Origin of the sequence: Paenibacillus barengoltzii G22 (assembly GCF_000403375.2) — a bacterium.
Lineage (GTDB): Bacteria > Bacillota > Bacilli > Paenibacillales > Paenibacillaceae > Fontibacillus > Fontibacillus barengoltzii.
The window spans coordinates 836,645-855,354 of sequence record NZ_KE159652.1 but is presented as its reverse complement, the minus strand read 5'-3'; the positions used below and the strand labels follow the sequence as shown (position 1 = coordinate 855,354).

General features: G+C 53.9%; 18 protein-coding genes. 11 read left to right on the top strand and 7 right to left on the bottom strand.

The genetic code is table 11. The annotated features are described in order from the left end of the window. Positions 1–147 precede the first annotated feature (147 nt). Positions 148–1,191 (bottom strand): YkvI family membrane protein, encoded by a 1,044-nt coding sequence (locus C812_RS03980; protein WP_016311401.1) that lies wholly within the window; start codon positions 1,189–1,191, stop codon positions 148–150. A gap of 153 nt (positions 1,192–1,344) precedes the next feature. On the opposite strand from C812_RS03980, the gene C812_RS03975 reads away from it, so the two are divergent. The 5 genes from C812_RS03975 (at position 1,345) to C812_RS22760 (ending at position 5,941) form a co-directional block, all read left to right on the top strand. Beyond that, entirely contained in the window at positions 1,345–2,169 is an 825-nt protein-coding gene (locus tag C812_RS03975; protein ID WP_016311400.1) for an AraC family transcriptional regulator, read from the top strand. Positions 2,170–2,319: 150 nt separating this feature from the next. After that, positions 2,320–3,480, top strand: coding sequence for a Gfo/Idh/MocA family protein (locus tag C812_RS03970; RefSeq protein ID WP_016311398.1), 1,161 nt, complete (start codon positions 2,320–2,322; stop codon positions 3,478–3,480). 238 nt (positions 3,481–3,718) lie between these two features. Continuing rightward, the gene (locus tag C812_RS03965; RefSeq protein WP_016311397.1) at positions 3,719–4,450 is read left to right on the top strand and encodes a ThuA domain-containing protein; all 732 of its coding nucleotides are present in this window, start codon (positions 3,719–3,721) and stop codon (positions 4,448–4,450) included. Then, entirely contained in the window at positions 4,450–5,556 is a 1,107-nt protein-coding gene (locus C812_RS03960; RefSeq protein WP_016311396.1) for a Gfo/Idh/MocA family protein, read from the top strand. The genes C812_RS03965 and C812_RS03960 overlap by 1 nt, the downstream gene beginning before the upstream one ends. 97 nt (positions 5,557–5,653) lie before the next feature. Next, positions 5,654–5,941, top strand: a complete 288-nt coding sequence (locus C812_RS22760) for a hypothetical protein (protein ID WP_016311395.1) — start codon at positions 5,654–5,656, stop codon at positions 5,939–5,941. A gap of 132 nt (positions 5,942–6,073) precedes the next feature. Here C812_RS22760 and C812_RS03950 read toward each other — a convergent pair whose 3' ends face one another. Genes C812_RS03950 through C812_RS03940 form a run of 3 tightly spaced genes read right to left on the bottom strand, consistent with a single transcriptional unit; the run spans position 6,074 to position 9,259 of the window. Beyond that, on the bottom strand, positions 6,074–6,856 hold the full coding sequence (locus tag C812_RS03950) for an SDR family NAD(P)-dependent oxidoreductase (RefSeq protein WP_016311394.1): 783 nt from the start codon (positions 6,854–6,856) through the stop codon (positions 6,074–6,076). A 54-nt stretch (positions 6,857–6,910) separates the two neighbouring features. Next, on the bottom strand, positions 6,911–7,579 hold the full coding sequence (locus tag C812_RS03945) for a bifunctional 2-keto-4-hydroxyglutarate aldolase/2-keto-3-deoxy-6-phosphogluconate aldolase (RefSeq protein WP_016311393.1): 669 nt from the start codon (positions 7,577–7,579) through the stop codon (positions 6,911–6,913). A 39-nt stretch (positions 7,580–7,618) separates the two neighbouring features. Next, positions 7,619–9,259: a hypothetical protein gene (locus C812_RS03940; RefSeq protein ID WP_244268271.1), complete on the bottom strand. Its 1,641-nt coding sequence runs from the start codon at positions 9,257–9,259 to the stop codon at positions 7,619–7,621. A 233-nt stretch (positions 9,260–9,492) separates the two neighbouring features. On the opposite strand from C812_RS03940, the gene kduI reads away from it, so the two are divergent. From kduI to C812_RS03910, 6 genes are all read left to right on the top strand, one after another. Next, the gene (gene kduI, locus C812_RS03935) at positions 9,493–10,326 is read left to right on the top strand and encodes a 5-dehydro-4-deoxy-D-glucuronate isomerase (RefSeq protein WP_016311391.1); all 834 of its coding nucleotides are present in this window, start codon (positions 9,493–9,495) and stop codon (positions 10,324–10,326) included. 18 nt (positions 10,327–10,344) lie between these two features. Next, positions 10,345–11,106, top strand: a complete 762-nt coding sequence (locus C812_RS03930; protein ID WP_016311390.1) for a DeoR/GlpR family DNA-binding transcription regulator — start codon at positions 10,345–10,347, stop codon at positions 11,104–11,106. Between the two features lie 33 nt (positions 11,107–11,139). Beyond that, on the top strand, positions 11,140–11,895 hold the full coding sequence (kduD, locus tag C812_RS03925; RefSeq protein ID WP_016311389.1) for a 2-dehydro-3-deoxy-D-gluconate 5-dehydrogenase KduD: 756 nt from the start codon (positions 11,140–11,142) through the stop codon (positions 11,893–11,895). 130 nt (positions 11,896–12,025) lie between these two features. After that, positions 12,026–12,613 carry a bifunctional transcriptional activator/DNA repair enzyme AdaA gene (locus C812_RS03920; protein ID WP_016311388.1) on the top strand — a complete coding sequence of 196 codons (588 nt, stop codon included), beginning with the start codon at positions 12,026–12,028 and terminating at the stop codon, positions 12,611–12,613. Positions 12,614–12,618: 5 nt separating this feature from the next. Next, positions 12,619–13,164: a methylated-DNA--[protein]-cysteine S-methyltransferase gene (locus C812_RS03915; protein WP_016311387.1), complete on the top strand. Its 546-nt coding sequence runs from the start codon at positions 12,619–12,621 to the stop codon at positions 13,162–13,164. Continuing rightward, positions 13,161–13,997, top strand: a complete 837-nt coding sequence (locus C812_RS03910; protein ID WP_016311386.1) for an SPL family radical SAM protein — start codon at positions 13,161–13,163, stop codon at positions 13,995–13,997. Before C812_RS03915 ends, C812_RS03910 begins: the two co-directional genes overlap by 4 nt. 111 nt (positions 13,998–14,108) lie before the next feature. On the opposite strand, the gene C812_RS03905 is transcribed toward C812_RS03910, so the two are convergent. From C812_RS03905 to rnjA, 3 genes are all read right to left on the bottom strand, one after another. After that, positions 14,109–15,089: a sugar kinase gene (locus C812_RS03905; RefSeq protein ID WP_036624304.1), complete on the bottom strand. Its 981-nt coding sequence runs from the start codon at positions 15,087–15,089 to the stop codon at positions 14,109–14,111. A 234-nt stretch (positions 15,090–15,323) separates the two neighbouring features. After that, the gene (locus C812_RS03900; RefSeq protein WP_016311384.1) at positions 15,324–16,718 is read right to left on the bottom strand and encodes a helix-turn-helix domain-containing protein; all 1,395 of its coding nucleotides are present in this window, start codon (positions 16,716–16,718) and stop codon (positions 15,324–15,326) included. Positions 16,719–16,833: 115 nt separating this feature from the next. Continuing rightward, positions 16,834–18,543 carry a ribonuclease J1 gene (gene rnjA / locus C812_RS03895; RefSeq protein WP_016311383.1) on the bottom strand — a complete coding sequence of 570 codons (1,710 nt, stop codon included), beginning with the start codon at positions 18,541–18,543 and terminating at the stop codon, positions 16,834–16,836. Positions 18,544–18,710: the final 167 nt, after the last annotated feature.

Below are 18,710 nucleotides of genomic sequence, written 5' to 3'. Positions count from 1 at the left end.
TAGCTGCTCCTCCGTCACCGATCGACCAAGCGAAGTTGGCAATCTGTCAACTACAGGTTGCGAATCGCTAAATACCAGCTTTATTGCTCGGGAAATAGTCGATTTTCCTAAGTATAAACGAGCCGGGAAATCGGTTCCGTGAGGAAGTTAACGGAGAGGTAACCGTCGGAACGCCAATAAAAAAAGCAGCAGCATCCCGATATACCCAAACATGGGATACAGGTAGGTCAATAAAGAAGTAAAACCAGCCTGGCTGATCACAAAGCAAGCAAGCAGGATCATCACCATGGTCATGTTTTCAGGCACCTTATAGAGGCTATGCAGCTGTCTTGTGACGCCAAAGACATTGCCGATCAGGGTCGTAAATATTTCGCCATAGAGCACTAACAGAAACAGCACATGCAGAAACGGGCCGAGGTCCTGGACGATTTCGGCCATCGGAATGTCGTAGCCAAGCATTTCTGGCATACGGGAATTCAATGCGATATGGTAGATCAGCAGCATAGAGCCAAGCCCGATACCGCCCCAGAAGCCGCCCCATTTTAAGGTACTCTCCTCTTGAATCTCGCTCCCCAGCGGAATCAACACAGCCTGGATAAAAGCAAAGTTAAGCGCAGCATACACAAATGGACTCAGCACCCACTTATAGCTTTCCAGTTGTTGTAGCTGGAAGCCTGTGATCCCAAACAGTCCTTCCGGTTCAATTGCGCGAAACGCGATTAAGCTCGTAAATAGAAGAATCATCGGCACGACCAGCGCATTCACCACGACGATACCGTTCATCCCCCGTGTCATCACCAGATAGCTCAGGACGATACTCACGATGATTCCAAGCTGATAAGGCAGCTGAAGCTGCTCAGCAAAGATTGAACCGGTGCCGGACAACATGACGGCGGTAACCCCCAGCAAGATCAGCAGGGTCAGGAAGTTAGCAACCTTGCCGAACAAGGAGCCAAACAAATGATCATTAAACTCTTGGTACGAAAATGCCTGGATTCGATGGGCATAGATCATCATTTTTGTCCCTAACCACATGAACAGCAGCGTCGAAACAATAATCCCGGCAGCGCCAACCGAACCATATAGGGTAAAAAATTGCATAATCGATTGTCCCGAAGCAAAACCGGCGCCAACCACCGTACCGATGTAAGTTACGGCAATTTGAAATATTTTGACCCATCGATGCTTCATATTGCCACCATCATTTCCATTTTTTGAATTGTTCCAATTTCATCCTATGTCCAAGCTCCTCCATCTATTCTTCTAAGAAAAAAAGAGGAATCTTCCGCCATCATGCAGTACATTTAGGAGGGAAGGTAATTTTAATGACACGGAGGGATCTAAGTGAAATCGTTCTATCAAAATTGGAAATTGGATCCCGAGCTTCCGATGGACATTTACCAAAGCAAGAATATTACGTTTTATCCCCATTTCCATGCTGAAATCGAGTTTATTTATGTCCGCTCCGGCGCCATTCGGATTGGGGTGAATGAAGAGATCCGCTTGCTTCGGCAAGGCGACATGGTCATCTGCGGCAGCAACGATATCCACTATTTTGACAGCCGGGAGTTGGAGTCGGAAATCATTATTCTGATCTGTAAACCGGAGTGGATTACGATGACCAAAAGCTGGCCGTCCGACTTCCGCTTCACCTCCCCTTATATTCCGGCAGGTACTCCAGGGCTTGAAACCGTAGAAACGATCTTGGACGAGCTGATCCAGGAAAAAGCCGAAAAGAAACCCGGCTACCCCCTGCTGCTGAAAGCTGGAATCTTAAAGCTGTGCGGCAGCCTGCAAAGGACGTTGGACACGCTGCCGATGGACCGCACCACGAAGGAGAAGTATGAGTCCCGCCGGGCGCGGATGCAGCAAATTTTGTCCTATATCGAGGACCATTACCGGGAGGAATTAAATGTGGAGGTGATGGCGAAGCGTTTTTCCATGGAGCCCTCCCATTTCAGCCGTTCCTTCAAAGCTGCCATCGGCATGAATTTCAAAACTTACCTTAACACAGTTCGCGTCCTCAGCGCGGAGCATCAGCTGTTGACCAGCGATCTCAGCATTATGGAAATCGCCCTTGAGTGCGGCTTCAGCAGCATTCGCACGTTTAACCGCGTGTTTAAGGAGCTGCGGGGCTATGTCCCATCCAGCCTGCGTCCCTCTCGATAGTCGAACGGCAATGCGGGGAATGGGAAAACGCATATTTTGTCCAGATATACGCATAAACTGGCGAGAGATTGCAAGGAAATCTAATTATAATGGGTTTGAAAAAGTTAAATTTTAAAAACTTTGACTATACCCGCGAAACGGAGGAATTCGATGAACCCGCTGCGAGTTGGAATGATCGGTTATAAGTTTATGGGCAAAGCCCACAGCAACGCCTACCGGGCGCTGCCGATGTTTTTCCCTGACGCCTTAAAGCCGGAGATGGCTGTATTATGCGGCCGGAACGAAAAAGCGGTGCAAGAGGCAGCAAATCAGCTGGGATGGCGCGAAACGACGACGGATTGGCGAGAGCTAGTCGCCAGAGACGATATCGACCTGATCGACATCAATGCCCCCAGCGACGCCCATAAGGAAATCGCGTTGGCGGCAGCGAAGGCAGGTAAGCATATTTTTTGCGAGAAACCGTTAGCGCTTACATTGCAGGATGCCCGGGAGATGCTGGCTGCGGCTGAAGCCGCAGGCGTCGCTCATATGGTCGGCTTCAACTACCGTTTCTCGCCGGCCGTCCGGTTAGCGAAGGAGCTGGTACAGAGCGGCCGACTCGGCCGGATCTACCATTTCCGGGCCTGGTTCCTGCAGGATTGGGTTATGGATCCGTCCTTCCCGCTGGTTTGGCGGCTGCAGAAGGATATTGCCGGATCAGGGTCCCATGGCGATTTAGGGGCGCATCTGATCGATCTGGCTCACTATCTGGTTGGGGACATCCAGGAAGTGATTGGCATGAGCGAGACATTTATTAAGGAACGGCCGCTCGCGGAGAATATGACCGGCCTTAGCGCCAAGAGCAGCGCCGATGCGCCGAAGGGACCGGTCACGGTCGATGACGCTACGCTGTTCCTAGCCCGCTTCACCAACGGTGCATTGGGCAGCTTTGAGGCCACGCGGTTTGCCGCGGGTCATCGTTCGACGAATGCATTTGAAATCAACGGCAGCTTGGGCAGCGTAAAATTCGACTTCGAGCGGATGAATGAGCTTGAGGTATACTTCACCTCCGACGATGCGGATGTCCAAGGCTTCCGGCGCGTGCTCGCTACCGATCCGGTTCACGCTTATGCCGAAGCTTGGTGGCCGCCAGGGCACACGATCGGGTTCGAACATACGTTTACGCACGAGGTGCTGGAGCTGACTTCGGCCATTCGGGAAGGACGTCAGCCGGTGCCAAGCTTCCGTGAAGGCGTGCAATGCCAGGCTGTGCTGGAAGCGGTAGAACGCTCGATTGAAGATCGGCGCTGGGTCGCAATTTCTGAAATGTGATCGACACGTTACTTTAACGGACCACAGGGACCTTATTTGCCGATTTCCCGGCGATTTCCCACTGTAACGGACTCCAGTGACCTTATCGGACGATTGCGGCGAACATGGGGCTGTTTTTTTTCGAAATAAGATCTCCTCGGTCCGTTAGAAATCGCGGCGGTGCATGTGTAAGTTGATAACGCCATTGGTGTCCGTTAGCTTTGAACCAACAACTAATCAGGAGAGAAGGAATAGAGAAATGAAAAAAGCATTAATCGTCTGGGGCGGCTGGGACGGACATGAGCCGGAGCAGGTTGCCAGCATCTTTGCCGGCGCTTTGCGGGAGCACGCCTTTGAGGTGGAGGTCTCCGATACACTGGAGGCTTTTGCCGATGCGGAGAAGCTCCTCGGTCTTGATCTGATTGTCCCGGTGTGGACGATGGGAACAATTGAACAAAAGTTCGTCAATAACGTATCCGCAGCGGTACAAGCCGGAACCGGATTGGCTGGCTGCCATGGCGGAATGTGTGATTCGTTCCGGAACAATGTCGACTGGCAATTTATGACCGGCGGACAATGGGTTGCCCACCCGGGGAATGACGGCGTCGAGTACAAGGTGGAGATTATCGCCAATTCCAGCCCGCTGGTGGAGGGAATCGAAGACTTTTATGTGAAAACGGAGCAATATTACCTGCATGTCGATCCTGCCGTTGAAGTGCTGGCCACGACGCGTTTCCCGGTCGTTGACGGACCTCATCGCCTGAACAAGCCGGTGGATATGCCGGTGGTCTGGACCAAGCGCTGGGGAGTTGGACGCGTGTACTATAACTCGCTGGGACATCACGCCGACATCGTCGACCTGCCTCCAGTGAAGGAAATGATGACCCGCGGGATGCTTTGGGCGGCAGAAGGCAAACGCCTTGCGGTCGAGTCTCTTGGCGAGAATGCACGGATTGACAGCAATTACACGGGCATGGGGGACAGCCAATAATGGACAAAATCAAAGTAGGAATTATCGGCTGCGGCAAAATCAGCGGCATCTACATGGAGAATTGTGCTAAGTTCGAAGCGCTTGATCTCGTCGCCTGCGCCGACCTCGACTTGAACCGGGCGCAGGAGCAAGCCAAGCAATATAACGTCCCCCGTGCTTGCACAGTTGACGAGCTGCTGCAGGATCCTGACATCCAGATCGTCATTAACTTAACGATTCCGGCAGCCCATGCCGAGGTTTGCCTAAAGGTGCTGGAAGCCGGCAAACATGTATACGTGGAGAAGCCGCTGGCTGTCACCCGCGAGGAAGGCTTGGCCGTTCTCGCCGCGGCCCGCGAACGCGGACTGATGGTCGGCAGCGCGCCGGAAACGTTCTTTGGCGCCGGCATCCAAACAGCCCTGAAGCTCATCCAGGACGGGGCGATTGGCCGGCCGGTCTCAGCGGCGGCATTTATGATGAGCCGCGGCCATGAGTTCTGGCATCCGGATCCGGAATTTTATTATGCCAAAGGCGGCGGCCCGATGTTTGATATGGGCCCCTACTATTTGACCGCACTTATTCAACTGCTGGGGCCGATTAAGCGGATCGCCGGCATGACCGGCAAAGCGCTGGAACAGCGTACCATCACCAGCGAGAAAAAGTATGGGCAAAAGATCCCGGTCGAAGTCCCGACCCATGTCACCGGCACGCTGGAGTTTGCGCAAGGCGCGATCGCTACGCTCACGACCAGCTTTGACATCTTTGGCGGCAGTACACTTCCGCCAATCGAAATTCACGGGACAGAAGGCACCCTACTTGTGCCGGATCCTAACACTTTTGGCGGCCCGGTGAAGTTCCGCAGGATCGGCGAAGAAGCCTGGACCGAAGTGCCTTTACTCCCGGGCTACGCCGAGAACAGCCGCGGCATCGGCCCAGCGGATATGGCCAGCGCTTTACTGCACGGGCGGCCGCACCGCGCCACCGGCGAGCTTGCCTATCATGTGCTGGAGGCCATGTGGGGCTTCCATGATGCTTCCGATACGGGCACCTTCTATCAAATGCAAAGCACCTGCACTCCGCCGGCAGCGTTGCCTCTGAATCTGAAGCCGTATCATCTCGACGAATAGCGAAGAACCCCCGACTTCATACAAGTTCGGGGGTTCTTTTTTTACGAATAGTCCAAACTCTGCCCCCCATATAGTTGAACAGCAAGGATGGAGAGGAATGGGGAGAACGATGGTGGAGCGGAAACAACGTCCATTTATTTTTGTGTCGATTCGGGCATCAACGATTCGGAATTTCATTATCCTGGATTTGATCACCGGAACGGGGCTGTACTACCTGATCAAAGTGGCAACTGCCAGCGTGCTGCTCGGCTCGATGGGAAGTGCTGTCGGAACGGAGGTGATGAAGCGAATTCGTGTGATAAGGTTGTTTCACAAAAATCGCAGCATCTTGCCTGTAAGAAAAAAATCAATCGACGTACATTCTAAGTCGACAGACCGCGTTTAGCGGATGTTTTTCTTGCGATATCAGGATGCCAATCCCCGGAGTTTGTACTTTCTGATATCTTAAAAAAAGGCTGACCGCCGATACCCCGGCGATCCGCCTTTTTTCATCCGGCGGGTTCCACCTCGCCGCGAATTACAACACTGCCGACGTGCCGCCGTCGATGTTCACGGCGGTACCCGTCACATAGGATGCCGCTTCGGACACCAGGAAGGTGATGACCTTCGCCGCCTCCTCCGCTTGGCCAATTCGGCCCAGCGGGATGCCATGGCGCGGATCGGTTGCAAACTGCTCCCAGGTCAGCTCCGGTGCAGCTTGACGCCATTTCCGTTCGATCTGATCGCTGCGGACAAGCCCAATGCATACCGCGTTCACGCGGATCTTGTCAGCTGCCAAATCCTTGCTCATCGCCTTCGTTAAGGCCAGACCAGCAGCTCGGCTGACCGATGTTGGCAACGAGGAAGCGCCCGGAGTTTTACCGCCAATCGCCGTGACGTTCAAAATCGCCCCGCCCCCTGCTTTACGCAGATGGGGCAGTGCGGCCCGGGCGAAATTCACCGCGCCCAGCAGCTTCAGATCCAAATCCGCCCCCCAAGCTTCGGCCTCCACCTTCTCAAACGGAGCCGCCGCTGAGGTACCTGCATTGTTGACGAGAATATCAAGTCCGCCAAAATGCTGGGCTGCCTGCTCGACGACCCGGCGGGCATCATCACCCGAAGTGGCGTCAGCGACAAGGACAAGCGGCTCCGTCCCCGTCTTCTCACGGATCGCCTTAGCCGCTTCCTGCAACGGCCCTGCGTTCCGCGCCACGATAGCGACCTGGGCACCTTCCGCAGCCAACGTGATGGCGGTTGCCAGCCCAATCCCTTTGCTGCCGCCGGTAATAATGGCCCGTTTTCCTCTCAATCCAAGATCCAAGTGAATCCCTCCTCGACAACATTTTTTATGATGGATGAAGGTGATGATTCGAAATTATGATAAATCTTTGGCCTTCAGGTACTCCGCTTTATAGGCAGCGGCTTTCTGGGCAATCAAGGAGAAATCTCCCCGCTTCACCGCTTCGTTCGTCAAATCCGAGCCGATTCCCACAGCGACCGCACCCGCTTGGATCCATTCGCCGAGGTTCGCCAGCGAAACCCCGCCGGTTGGCATAATATTCGCCTGCGGCAACGGTCCTTTGATCGCCTTGATCATAGACGGATCGTACAAGTTGCCCGGGAACAGCTTCACGATGTCCGCCCCCAGCTCCAATGCCTCCTGGATTTCCTTGATCGTCATACATCCAGGCATCACCGGGATGCGGTACCGGTTACACAGCGTCACCGTGTCACGGTTCAAAGATGGCCCGACAACGAACTGAGCGCCGCTTAAGATCGCAGCCCGCGCCGTTTCAGGATCCAGCACCGTACCTACGCCGATAATCGCGTATCGTGATTCGTCCTGGGTGTCCCAGCTGTATTTTCGCGCCAATTCCTCAATCGCCCGCAAAGCAAACGGAACCGTCATCGTCACTTCGATGACTTTAATGCCGCCGGCAATGGCCTGCTCGGCCATTTGCACGACTTCCTCCGGGGTTTCTCCGCGAAGGACGGCGACAACGCCTTCCTGTACGATTTTTTGCACAAGCTGCAGCTTCTTCATTCCTTAACCCTCTTTCCCATCAACATTGATCTTTATACCTTACATCGAATAAGAATACGACTCCAAATTCACACGCTCGCCGTTTATCCACCGATCCCCTGGAAGCCCGGGACCTTTGACGCTTAACGTAAGCTGGATTCCTTCGGCATAGGTGGTATAGGAGGCATCTATCCTGCCCGTGCGAACATCTGCTGTAAAGCGTGGGGCATGGGACTTCATCGTTAATATGAAATCATCCAGGCTCTTAATTCCCCGCTCGCCTGCTTCCGGAAGGCCTATCGCCTCCACCACAATGCCCACGCAGCAGCCTTCCACCTCGACCTGGAGATAGCCGCTCCGCTCTCTCACCTGATAATCTCCCGACACATATACAGCAAAAAACGTCTCTTCAACCTTTCCGAATATACCATTCGCGGTAAATCGCCATTCTCCTTCCGGAAGCACGCCATTAACCTGCCCGGGTACCTTCTCTGGCAGCGAGTAGACTGCCATTACGACATTATGATGATACAGGACTTCCGTCCATTCGCTCTGATGGCGCGGGTCGTTACCGCTGGGATCATATCCTTTGCCGGGATGGAAAAAGTACAGCTGATTGCCCTTCTCGCCGCGGACCGGCAAGCTGTACAGCCATCTCAGCTGCTCATTGTCGAATTCTTCGACTCTCTCCCACAGTCCGCCTACCGCGAAGTGATCGGTCAGGTAGGCATAAGAATGGAGCCGCTGCTTAACGCCGCCGATCTCCTTGAGGAAGGCTGCCATGGTTTCGGCAGGCTTGTCACGCGCCAACGCTCGCACGCGAGCTGATGCAGGAGCCTCATAGAATAGAAGCCCGGCATACTCGGTGCGCGGCATCGCTTCCGGCAGCTCGAAATCGCCGAACTGCACATAGTCGTGCAGCACGTTGGCGTCCCGCGGTGCATCATGCGGCCAACCACGGGCATGGGCGCCAACCCATGCTCCCATGAAATAATAAGTAGCCCGAATCGTCCATAGATGGTCTAACATCTCAGCCAGCTCGGCCTTTACCTCCGCATCCTCCATCAGCACCCAAGCGCAGGTGTACGCCTGAATCCAGTGCCAAAACCACGGCAACGCGCCGTATTCCGCCATCCCGTCAAGGCGCAAACGAGCCAACGTTTGCCGTAAACATTCCTTTCCGTCGGCAAACAACGCCGCATCTCCATAACACTGCCCCAAGATCAGCTTCGCAGCCGTGTACTTCGCCTCATGATGGTTATATTCCCGCAAAGGCTTGCGATAGAAGTCGCTTCGATAGACATGCGACAGCGCGTCCTCGAAGCGGGCTGCCAATTCCGGGCTTAGCTCTACCCCATAGCGGTGCATGAAATACACCATCAAACTGCCCATGAGCTCGACCGGGAGTACATGCGGCTTAGCCTGCTCCGGTGTTGGATCCAGTCCCAGCGGCCAGTGTCCGTACGTCGGGCTGGACGCCGCCTGATCCTGGAGTTGAAGCACGCGCAGCAACACCCGCTCAGCGAGCCGCTTACCTTCCGTCCGATCAAATGGCAGCGTTTCGTCCGGATCTACGGCAGCGGCAAATAAATAGGAGGCGTAATAATAGTTGTCCCGGATATCACCATGAAACCACAGCCCGCTTTCCCGAAGTGGTTGCCGCCAAGCGGTCGTTGCGACTTTTCGAACGATTGTCTTCATTCGAGCTTGATACAGATTCATCAAACGTACCCCTTCCCCCACATCCTACCATGGTTTCCATCGTGGCTAAAGCCGATGAATCCACGATTTCCTACGGTAAACATCTGAAATTCGCATCTTCATTCGAAATGGTGCAATAGGGTGCGACCTCTTGCCAAATGAACCTAAATGGATTAATCTGAACCTATATGAACATTATACACCAAAATGAACGTGAAAAGGAGAGATTTTACATGGAACGTCGTTACGCTTCGCATCCCCAAGAGGTCAAGCAATTTGATACCGACCGTCTGCGCAAGGAATTCCACATTCCCACCTTGTTTACGCCGGATCGATTAGAGCTGGTGTTGACACACGAAGACCGGCTGATTATCGGAGGCGCGAATCCGGTACGGCAGGATGTCAAACTGGAGACGGATCTCAAAGAGCTGGGCGTCTCCTACTTCCTCGAACGTCGTGAGCTTGGTGCCATTAATGTAGGCGGACCAGGATCGATTATTGTCGACGGAACGGAATACGAGCTGAACAACAAGGATTGCTTGTACGTCGGCAAGGGCTCGCGTGAAGTGATTTTCCGCAGCAAGGATGCTTCGAAGCCAGCGAAGTTCTATTTGAATTCGGCACCGGCGCATAAAGAGTTCCCTACAGCAAAAACAACGCTGGCTGAAGCGGAATCCGGAGCGCTGGGCTCGATCGAAAACTCCAATGAGCGCACGATCCACCGGTTTATCCACGAGAACGGCATTCAAAGCTCCCAACTCGTGATGGGGATGACCCAACTCAAGACCGGCAACATGTGGAACACGATGCCTGCCCATGTTCACCCTCGCCGGATGGAGGCTTATATGTATTTTGATTTGGCAGAAGACGCTGTGGTCTTCCACCTGATGGGTGAGCCGAACGAAACTCGTCATCTCGTTGTGCGTAACGAGCAAGCGGTCATCTCGCCAAGTTGGTCGATTCACAGCGGGGTAGGAACCAGCAATTATACGTTCATTTGGGGGATGGCCGGCGACAACAAAGCTTATGCCGATATGGACGCCGTTCCGATGAAAGACTTGAGATAAGAAAGAGTGAAAGCTTGCATGAATCCGATTCGACGTTATGAAAAAATTATGGAGGTTCTGCTGACGCAAAAGGAAGTCACGGTAGCGCAACTAAGCGAAAGCTTGGGCGTGACCGGCAAGACGATCCGGGAGGATCTCGCCAAGCTGGAAGAACAAGGGCTCCTGGTTCGTGTACATGGCGGAGCCGTGCTCGCCCAAAGCGATCAGTATGGGATTCTGCCGTCCAAAGAGCCGCTGACCAAGCATGCGGATGAGAAGAAGGACATCGCCCTCCTCGCCCTCCATCATATCCAAGAAGGCGATATCATCGCACTGGACGGGGGGAGCACTACGCTGGAAATCGCCCGGCGGCTGGAGAATCGTCCGCTTACCGTCATCACCAACGACGTATATATCATCAGCGAGCTGGCGGCCAAAGACCAGATTCGTCTGGTCGTACCCGGAGGCTACCGCGTCCGCAACATGCTGGCCGGACCCGAATCGGCGGCGTACGTGCGTCAGTTGAATATCCAGAAAGCCTTTATCTCGGCTACCGGCATTCATCCGGAACACGGACTGTCGATTTACACCGGGGATTTGATTGACTTCAAGCGGGCGTTGATCGAAACATCTCGCGAGGCGATCGCCGTCTTAAATCATCAAAAGTTCGGGCAGACGGCGCTCCGCACCTTCGCCTCGTTGAGCGAAATCTCGCGGATCCTTACCGATCGGGGACTGCCCGCCGAGTCCGCGCTGCCGTATGAACGTGCCGGCGTAACGATCGAATACGCAACGAAATAAACGAAAGCGGATTGATGGGAGGAACGTAAACTTATGCATCATCTTTTTGACTTAACGGGCAAAACTGCCCTGGTCACCGGGGCTTCCGGCGGACTAGGCCAGGGGATTGCAGTCGGACTAGCCGAAGCGGGGGCCGACGTCGTTTGCGTCTCGCGCACCAGCAGTGCGGAAACGGTCAGCCAAATTACAGCCTTAGGCCGGAATGCGACGGAAGTCGTGGTTGACCTCAGCGAGCATGACAAGCTGCAGCATACCTTTGACGAAGCAATCAAATTAACGGGTGCGGTCGACATTCTGGTAAACAACGCCGGGATCATCCGCCGGACGCCAGCGAAAGATCATAGTGAACAGGATTGGATCGACGTCATCCAGCTGAACCTGAACACCGTGTTCTTGCTCTCGCAGATCGCTGGACGCCATATGATTGAACGCGGCAGCGGCAAAATCATTAACATCTGCTCGATGCTCTCCTACCAAGGCGGGATCAACGTGCCCGGCTATACAGCCAGCAAGCATGGGGTTGCCGGCTTAACGAAAGCATTTGCCAACGAATGGGCTGCCTATGGGGTCCAGGTCAACGGCATCGCCCCCGGCTACATGGTCACGGACAATACCGCGCAAATTCGCGCCGACGAGAACCGGAAAGCTTCGATCACCGATCGGATTCCAGCCGGACGCTGGGGAACGCCGGAGGATCTTAAAGGGCCTGCCGTCTTCCTCGCCTCTGCCGCCTCAGACTATATGAACGGCCACATCCTTTGCGTCGATGGAGGATGGATGGCGCGGTAATATCTAGAAAATTCGCCTGCCATATTGGCAGGCTTTTTCTATGAATCGGGATTTCGTAATCTTGCTTTTCCTTTCGCTTCCCATGGCATCGTCATCTTGACCAAGGTATACTAAGGCTGGGGGTGAAGCCATGACCAGCCATACCGGGTCTCCGACATACCAAACTGCTAACGAGGCGCAGTGGCAAGCGATTCTCGCCAATGATGCGTCGCAGGACGGCCATTTCTTCTACGCGGTGGTAACTACTCGCATCTTCTGCCGACCGTCCTGCAAATCAAGGCCGCCTAAGCGGGAGAATGTTCTCGTCTTTGCGACTGCAGAGCAAGCACGAGCGGCCCATTTCCGCCCCTGCAAGCGCTGCAAGCCGGAGGGACTGCGGTTGCCGGATCAAGAGTGGGTCGAACAGATCGCGGATTACATCGACCGCCACTATCCAAACAAGCTCACCCTGGAAATGCTGGCTGAAGAATGCCATGGCAGCCCGTATCATTTGCAACGAACCTTCAAACGAGTCATGCAGATGACACCAACGGAATACCTGGTGCGGCGGCGAATCGATGAGGCGAAGCGCGCTTTGGTTGATGCTGAATCACCGCGGACCGTGGCTGAAATCGCCCGGGAAGTCGGGATTGGCAGCTCCGCTTATTTGATCACCCTATTCAAGAAAATGACCGGCATTACGCCGAATGAATACCGCAAAATGCAAACGGAGGTGTAAGCGCCATGACAACCGTTACAGCCGTTCAAACCTCACCGTTATACTGGTCACGGCTTCAGGAACCCGCATGGAGCCTTTATCTCGCTGCTACCGAACAAGGGCTGGCGTTTGTGGGCTCGTCCGGCGGCTCTTTAGAGGAGTTGACCGCCTGGGCGAACCGTCGTTTTCCCGGATGTCTCTTTACGCAAGATGATCGCAGACTGGCTCCCTATGCCGACGAACTGGCCGCCTATTTACGCGGCGAACTGCAGCGTTTTACCCTCCCTTACGACTTGCACGGAACCCCGTTCCAACAGGACGTCTGGCAGGCGTTATGCGCTATTCCGTTCGGGCAGACCCGCTCCTATTCCGATATTGCCGCATCGCTTGGGAAGCCGAATGCCGTCCGCGCCGTGGGAGCCGCGATTGGCGCAAATCCGCTGCTCATCACAGTTCCATGCCACCGCGTGATCGGCAAGAACGGGGCGCTTACCGGCTACCGCGGGGGTCTGGAGATGAAGCTGCGACTGCTGGAGCTGGAACAGGCCGCATTTGTTGGAGGCAGCCGGTGAATCCCAACGACCATCCGCGGGTAGCTGCCGCCTATACAACGCCCAAAACGTTGTTAAACAAAGGGACCGGATTTCTCTCCCACTACTCCCATTCGCTGAACCCTTATGCCGGATGTGCCTTCGGTTGCTCCTATTGCTATGTACGTCAGCTGCCGGTGGCCTTATTTCGCAAGCGGGAATGGGGATCGTGGGTGGACATCAAGCATCACGCGGCTGAGCTTCTCCGCAAAGAACTGCGCAAAGCCAAAGCTAAAGGGCCGGTTACGATCTTTATGTCCTCCAGCACCGATCCTTACCAACCTGTAGAAGCGAAGGAGCAAATCACCCGATCGTTGCTCGAGGTGATGGTAAGCGAACCCCCCGACTTTCTGCTGGTACAAACCCGTAGTCCCCTCGTCACTCGGGATATCGATCTGCTGCTGCAGCTCAAGCATCGGGTGCGCGTCAGCTTAACGATTGAGACGGACCGGGAGGACATTCGCCGGGCGTTTACGCCATATGCTCCGCCGATTGCCGCGCGTCTGCGCGCCGGACAGCAGCTGGCCGAGGCTGGAGTGCCGGTTCAAGCCACCCTTGCTCCAGTGCTCCCCAGCACCGAGCAATTCCCGTCCAAGCTGCGTCTATGGGCCGATCGGGTGTGCCTGGACGACTATTTTATGGGAGATGGAAGTGGAGGCACCCGCACCGCCAAGCTGGGCATTCACTCGATCTATCAACAGCTGGGCCTCGCATCGTGGTATTCACCGGACGCCTACCGAATCGTGCATGAGCGTCTGCTGCAGGTTTTTCCCAAACATCAAGTGTTTCTTAGTCAGGAGGGGTTCGCCCCCTAATGACAGCAAAACCGCCGGAGACAAAGCTCCTGCGGTTTTCTATTACCGTATAAATGATCACGTTAACATTAAGGCCCAAACGACACCGTTCACAGTAAAGAAATGAGCTCTCTACCGCTCCACATGCCCTTTGCCGGACAAGAGACGTTCAATCTCCGCCGCGCTCGGCAACCCTTCCCAATCGCCTACGGCCTGAATGACCTGAGCGCCAACCAGATTCCCGAGACGAACGGCTTCTACCATGCTGTACCCGCGTACGACTCCAGCCAGAAATCCGGCGCAAAATCCGTCGCCCGCTCCTACCGTATCAATCACCTGTTCCACCTTAAAATACGGCACCGCGTTCAGCTGCCCTTGCTCCAGCACATAGGTACAATCATCCCCGCCTTTGATAATACTGATCGCAGGCAACTCCTGCAGCTTGCCGATCATCGTATCCATCGAATCGGTCTCGTACAACAGCTTTAACTCATCCAGCCCGGGCAGGAAATAATCCGCTTTCATCGCCAACGGCAGTAATACCTTCCGTGCGTCCTCAATGCTCCACAGCTTTAATCGCAAATTCGGATCGAAGCTCACCTTCACCCCATGCCGCTTGGCGATATCCATCGCCGCATGGGCCGTTTCCACGCAAGAAGCGCTAAGTGCCGGCGTAATGCCGGTCAGATGCAGAACCTTAGCTCCGGCAATGTACGATTCGTCCAGATGCTCCGGGCGCATGAAGCTGGCCGCCGATAACTTGCGGTAGTAATAGACCGAGCTTTTGCCTGCCACATTTTCCCGTACCATCATGCCCGTCGGGGCTTCGTCCGTCAACATCGCACGGGACACGTCAACGCCTTCGCCGCGGATGGCCTTCAGAATACGCCGGCCAAACGGATCGTCCCCCAAGCGGCCGCACCATCCGGAGGTTTGGCCCAGTCGGGCTAATCCGATCGCTACGTTGGACTCCGCCCCCCCAAAGGATGGCGAGAGAGCGCTTGCATATTCGAGCCCTTTGCCCCCCTCCGCGATCAATAAAGCCATGCTTTCGCCAAAGGTGACCACTTCGGGGCTTCCCAGGTTCGGGCGAGTTTCACTTAACTGCTGCATGTTCAGATCCACACCTTCTTTTGGAGTCAATTTTATTACCATTATCTCATGTCCGGGATCGGAAAACTATCAAAAAAAAAGCCAATCCATCGATACGGGTTCCCCCGGATGAATTGACTTGGTCCCTGCCAAGCTGCATCTTATGTTCTGGTGTCTTATTAACCCCCTACTCCATTTTCGTACACTGTAATAGGGCCGTTGTGACTGATGCTGCCGAATACTCCAGAACCTAAACTAATCAACAAAGCGAACGCCACTGCCCACTTCCGCAACCTTCAACACCTCCCTCATCAAAGATTCGTACTGCTGGAGTTGCACTTGTGTCGCGAAGCTTCGATGTTGCTCGAATAGCGGAACCATTTTTATGAAAAATTCCTTGTTATTCAGAGAAACCGCGTATTGGAGCGCGTAAATCAACTTCTCCAAACCTTCCTCAATCTCCTGTTTGCGCAGCAGATAAATCGCCAGCTGATAGTTAAGGTCCAAGAAGCGGTCTTTATTTATAGCGGAAACATAGTGATTGGGATAAAGGCTATATAAATCCGTATTCATCGGAAACTCTTTTAATACGTCGTCAATTAGAAAACCGTTGATGTTGGCGGCTTCGACAATGATCCTCAGGCTCGGCAGCACTTCATACGGATGCTCTCTGAGCATCTGGATATATTCCGGAAGAATCGCTTGGTTCCCATTTAAAATCTCCAGATTGTAGCGGTTCGCTCTGGCCCAGACTTTAAATTTCTCCACTTCTTTGAAGCCCGTTTCGTCCAAGCCCTCAAACCAGCTTAAATCCGCGTATTCAGCAACACACTGCAGCGCTTCCTCATACCTGCCCAGATGCTCCAATGCCGCGCCCTTCAGCAGATATCCTTGGCCATAGTAAACCACCAGGTGACGCTCACAACGCAGCTCCCGATCCCATTGAGCAGAGGAGGCCTTCCAGCTCGTTTCATAGATTCGGCGGGCCAGCGTTTGCAGCTCCTCGGCAAATCTCACGACATACATCCATTTTTGCAATGCGTAATAGGTGTTCCCTAATTGCAGCAGCCCATCGAGCTGAAGATCCTCAGGAAGTCGGTTGCGATAGGGCTCGAACCAGGTGGCAGTCCGCAGGTTGGATTCCGCGTCATCCCCCAGATTCATCCGGAACAGGCGGTATTGGCTGATTGCCAGTCGTTCTGAGTGCTGGTACTTCTCGTTTTCGCAGACGGAATGGTAGAAGAGCTTTGCAGCATCGCGGTATCCTTCTTCGTAAAGCTCCTCCCCCAGATCAAAAATCATCGGAAGATACGATAAGTCCTCGGTTAAGCGAGATAACACTTGATCAATGCAAGCCAATTCGCCGATCTCCGCGCAGCGATGCAGAAACGCTTTTAACCTTCGACGGTTGGGATGGTCTGAATCGATACATTCCTCCACATACAAGGGATAATACGACCCGATCGGCTGTTCCAGCGCTTGGGTGATCAGGTCCAACTGACCGATAGAGATCGGTTTAGGGGGATTTCCGTTCAAGATGGCGCTGAGCGTTCCCCGGTTAATTCCCGAACAGCGAGAGAAGCTGTGCAAGGAATAGCCCTTCCTTTCCAGCTGATCGCTGATCACGGAACGAATCGTGGGTTCTTTCATGGAATCTCCCTCCTTTGCGATCTCCTTTTATTTTTACACATTATACGGAACTCCGAACAAGCGGTCAATTCAAAGAGAAGAGCCTCCCGTGATCGGGAAGCTCCCACTGTCGATGCTAGACTTCCAAGATGGAAGGCATAATATGCGGCGTCCGGCCCACTTCTTTGGCAAAATACCGCCGAAGTTGCTGCTGCGTCGCGCGCAGCCAGGCGTTATGATCGTAAGGCTCCTTCTCGCCAAGGCGGTTCAGGTTCCGCTTCAACAGCGCCTCCGCCCGCCGCAGCAACGGTCTGGCATCTTGCATATAAACGAAACCGCGCGAGACGATGTCTGGTCCAGCCAAAATTTGCCGTGTCTTACGGTCGACTGTCATGACGACGATGACAATCCCTTCCTGAGCCAGCTCCATCCGTTCGAGCAACAGGGTGTCTTCATGGGTAGGACGCATTTCCCCGTTACTGATGAGCACTTGTCCTGAAGGAATCGTGCGCCCGCGTTTGGCTCGGTTCCGGTACACCGACAACGTATCCCCGATGTTCATGATGAAGATGCGATCCTCAGGAATTCCCGTTTGCAGCGCCAAATCGCGATGGCTGAGCAGCATCCGGTACTCGCCGTGGATCGGAATGAAATATTTAGGCCTAATAAAGCTGAGCATCAGCTTCAGGTCCTCCCGACAGCCGTGCCCGGACGTATGGATATCGAAGATCGAGCCGTAAATGACGTTGGCACCTGCGCGAAGCAGCAGGTCGATGCTGCGGTTAATATTTTGCGCATTGCCAGGAATCGGCGAGGATGAGTAAATCACCGTATCCCCCGGATAAACCTGCACATTCCGATGCGCACCCGAGGCGATTCGGCTGAGCGCCGCGTTAGGTTCGCCTTGGCTGCCGGTGCAGACAATAAGGATCTGCTCCTCCGGGTAACGGTCGATGTGCTTCACATCGATCAGCATCCCTTCCGGAACGCGGATATAGCCCAAATCCTGACCGATGGCGAATACTTTCTCCATGCTGCGGCCGATAACTGCAATTTTGCGGTTGACGATCGTGGCCGCTTCTACCACCTGTTGAAGCCGATGCACGTTCGAGGCGAAGGTGGCGAACAAGATCCGCCCCCGGCAGCCGCGGAATGACTCCAGGATGGCGTCACCAACCCGGCGCTCCGAAGGGGTAAAGCCTTCTTTCTCACTGTTGGTGCTGTCAGCAAGCAATGCCAACACGCCTTCTCCCCCGACGCTAGCCATCTTAAATAGATCCGCCGGACGGTCCTCCGGGGTGAAGTCGAATTTGAAGTCACCGGTATGAACGATAGATCCGTAAGGAGTATCCACGACAATGCCGAAGGCATCGGGAATGCTGTGAGTCGTCCGGAAGAAATGCACGGCCAGATGCTTAAAGGCATACCGATCATTTTCGTGGAACACATGCAGCTCTGCTTGCCCAAGCAACCGATGCTCCTCCAATTTGGCCTTCACTAAGCCAATTGTTAACGGGCCGCCGTAAATCGGCAGCTGCAGTTGGCGCAACACATACGGGATCGCACCGATATGATCCTCATGACCGTGAGTCAGGAAAAGCCCTTTCATTTTATGCTTGTTCTCAATCAGATAACTGATGTCCGGAATAATGCAATCAATGCCCGTCAAACGGGAATCCGGGAACTTAAGCCCCGCGTCAATTAAAATAATTTCGTCTCTGAACTCGATGCCATACATATTTTTTCCGATTTCCCCGATCCCGCCGAGTGAAAAGATCCGAACAGGTGGAGGTGACGGCTTCGAACGCCGGTTTGTCTTAACTGGTTTAGTTGCTGCTACATTCATTAGGTCGATAATCCTCTCTGAAGAGTTCGTTCAATGGGTTCATAAGAATTATACTGAATTATGAGCACAATAACTATTTAATTTTTACAATTCTCCATTTAACCAATGAATTTACTGCAAAACGTTAACAAAATAGAGAACATTGCATAAAAAATTCTAGATAACAA

Excerpts from the sequence above, each read along its gene's own strand:
- C812_RS03970 (WP_016311398.1), top strand. The coding sequence starts at position 2,320 with ATGAACCCGCTGCGAGTTGGAATGATCGGTTATAAGTTTATGGGCAAA.
- kduD (WP_016311389.1), top strand. The coding sequence starts at position 11,140 with ATGCATCATCTTTTTGACTTAACGGGCAAAACTGCCCTGGTCACCGGG.
- C812_RS03960 (WP_016311396.1), top strand. The coding sequence starts at position 4,450 with ATGGACAAAATCAAAGTAGGAATTATCGGCTGCGGCAAAATCAGCGGC.
- kduI (WP_016311391.1), top strand. The coding sequence starts at position 9,493 with ATGGAACGTCGTTACGCTTCGCATCCCCAAGAGGTCAAGCAATTTGAT.
- rnjA (WP_016311383.1), bottom strand. The coding sequence starts at position 18,543 with ATGAATGTAGCAGCAACTAAACCAGTTAAGACAAACCGGCGTTCGAAG.
- C812_RS03980 (WP_016311401.1), bottom strand. The coding sequence starts at position 1,191 with ATGAAGCATCGATGGGTCAAAATATTTCAAATTGCCGTAACTTACATC.
- C812_RS03965 (WP_016311397.1), top strand. The coding sequence starts at position 3,719 with ATGAAAAAAGCATTAATCGTCTGGGGCGGCTGGGACGGACATGAGCCG.
- C812_RS03900 (WP_016311384.1), bottom strand. The coding sequence starts at position 16,718 with ATGAAAGAACCCACGATTCGTTCCGTGATCAGCGATCAGCTGGAAAGG.
- C812_RS22760 (WP_016311395.1), top strand. The coding sequence starts at position 5,654 with ATGGGGAGAACGATGGTGGAGCGGAAACAACGTCCATTTATTTTTGTG.
- C812_RS03940 (WP_244268271.1), bottom strand. The coding sequence starts at position 9,259 with ATGAAGACAATCGTTCGAAAAGTCGCAACGACCGCTTGGCGGCAACCA.
- C812_RS03915 (WP_016311387.1), top strand. The coding sequence starts at position 12,619 with ATGACAACCGTTACAGCCGTTCAAACCTCACCGTTATACTGGTCACGG.
- C812_RS03905 (WP_036624304.1), bottom strand. The coding sequence starts at position 15,089 with ATGCAGCAGTTAAGTGAAACTCGCCCGAACCTGGGAAGCCCCGAAGTG.
- C812_RS03920 (WP_016311388.1), top strand. The coding sequence starts at position 12,026 with ATGACCAGCCATACCGGGTCTCCGACATACCAAACTGCTAACGAGGCG.
- C812_RS03945 (WP_016311393.1), bottom strand. The coding sequence starts at position 7,579 with ATGAAGAAGCTGCAGCTTGTGCAAAAAATCGTACAGGAAGGCGTTGTC.
- C812_RS03930 (WP_016311390.1), top strand. The coding sequence starts at position 10,345 with ATGAATCCGATTCGACGTTATGAAAAAATTATGGAGGTTCTGCTGACG.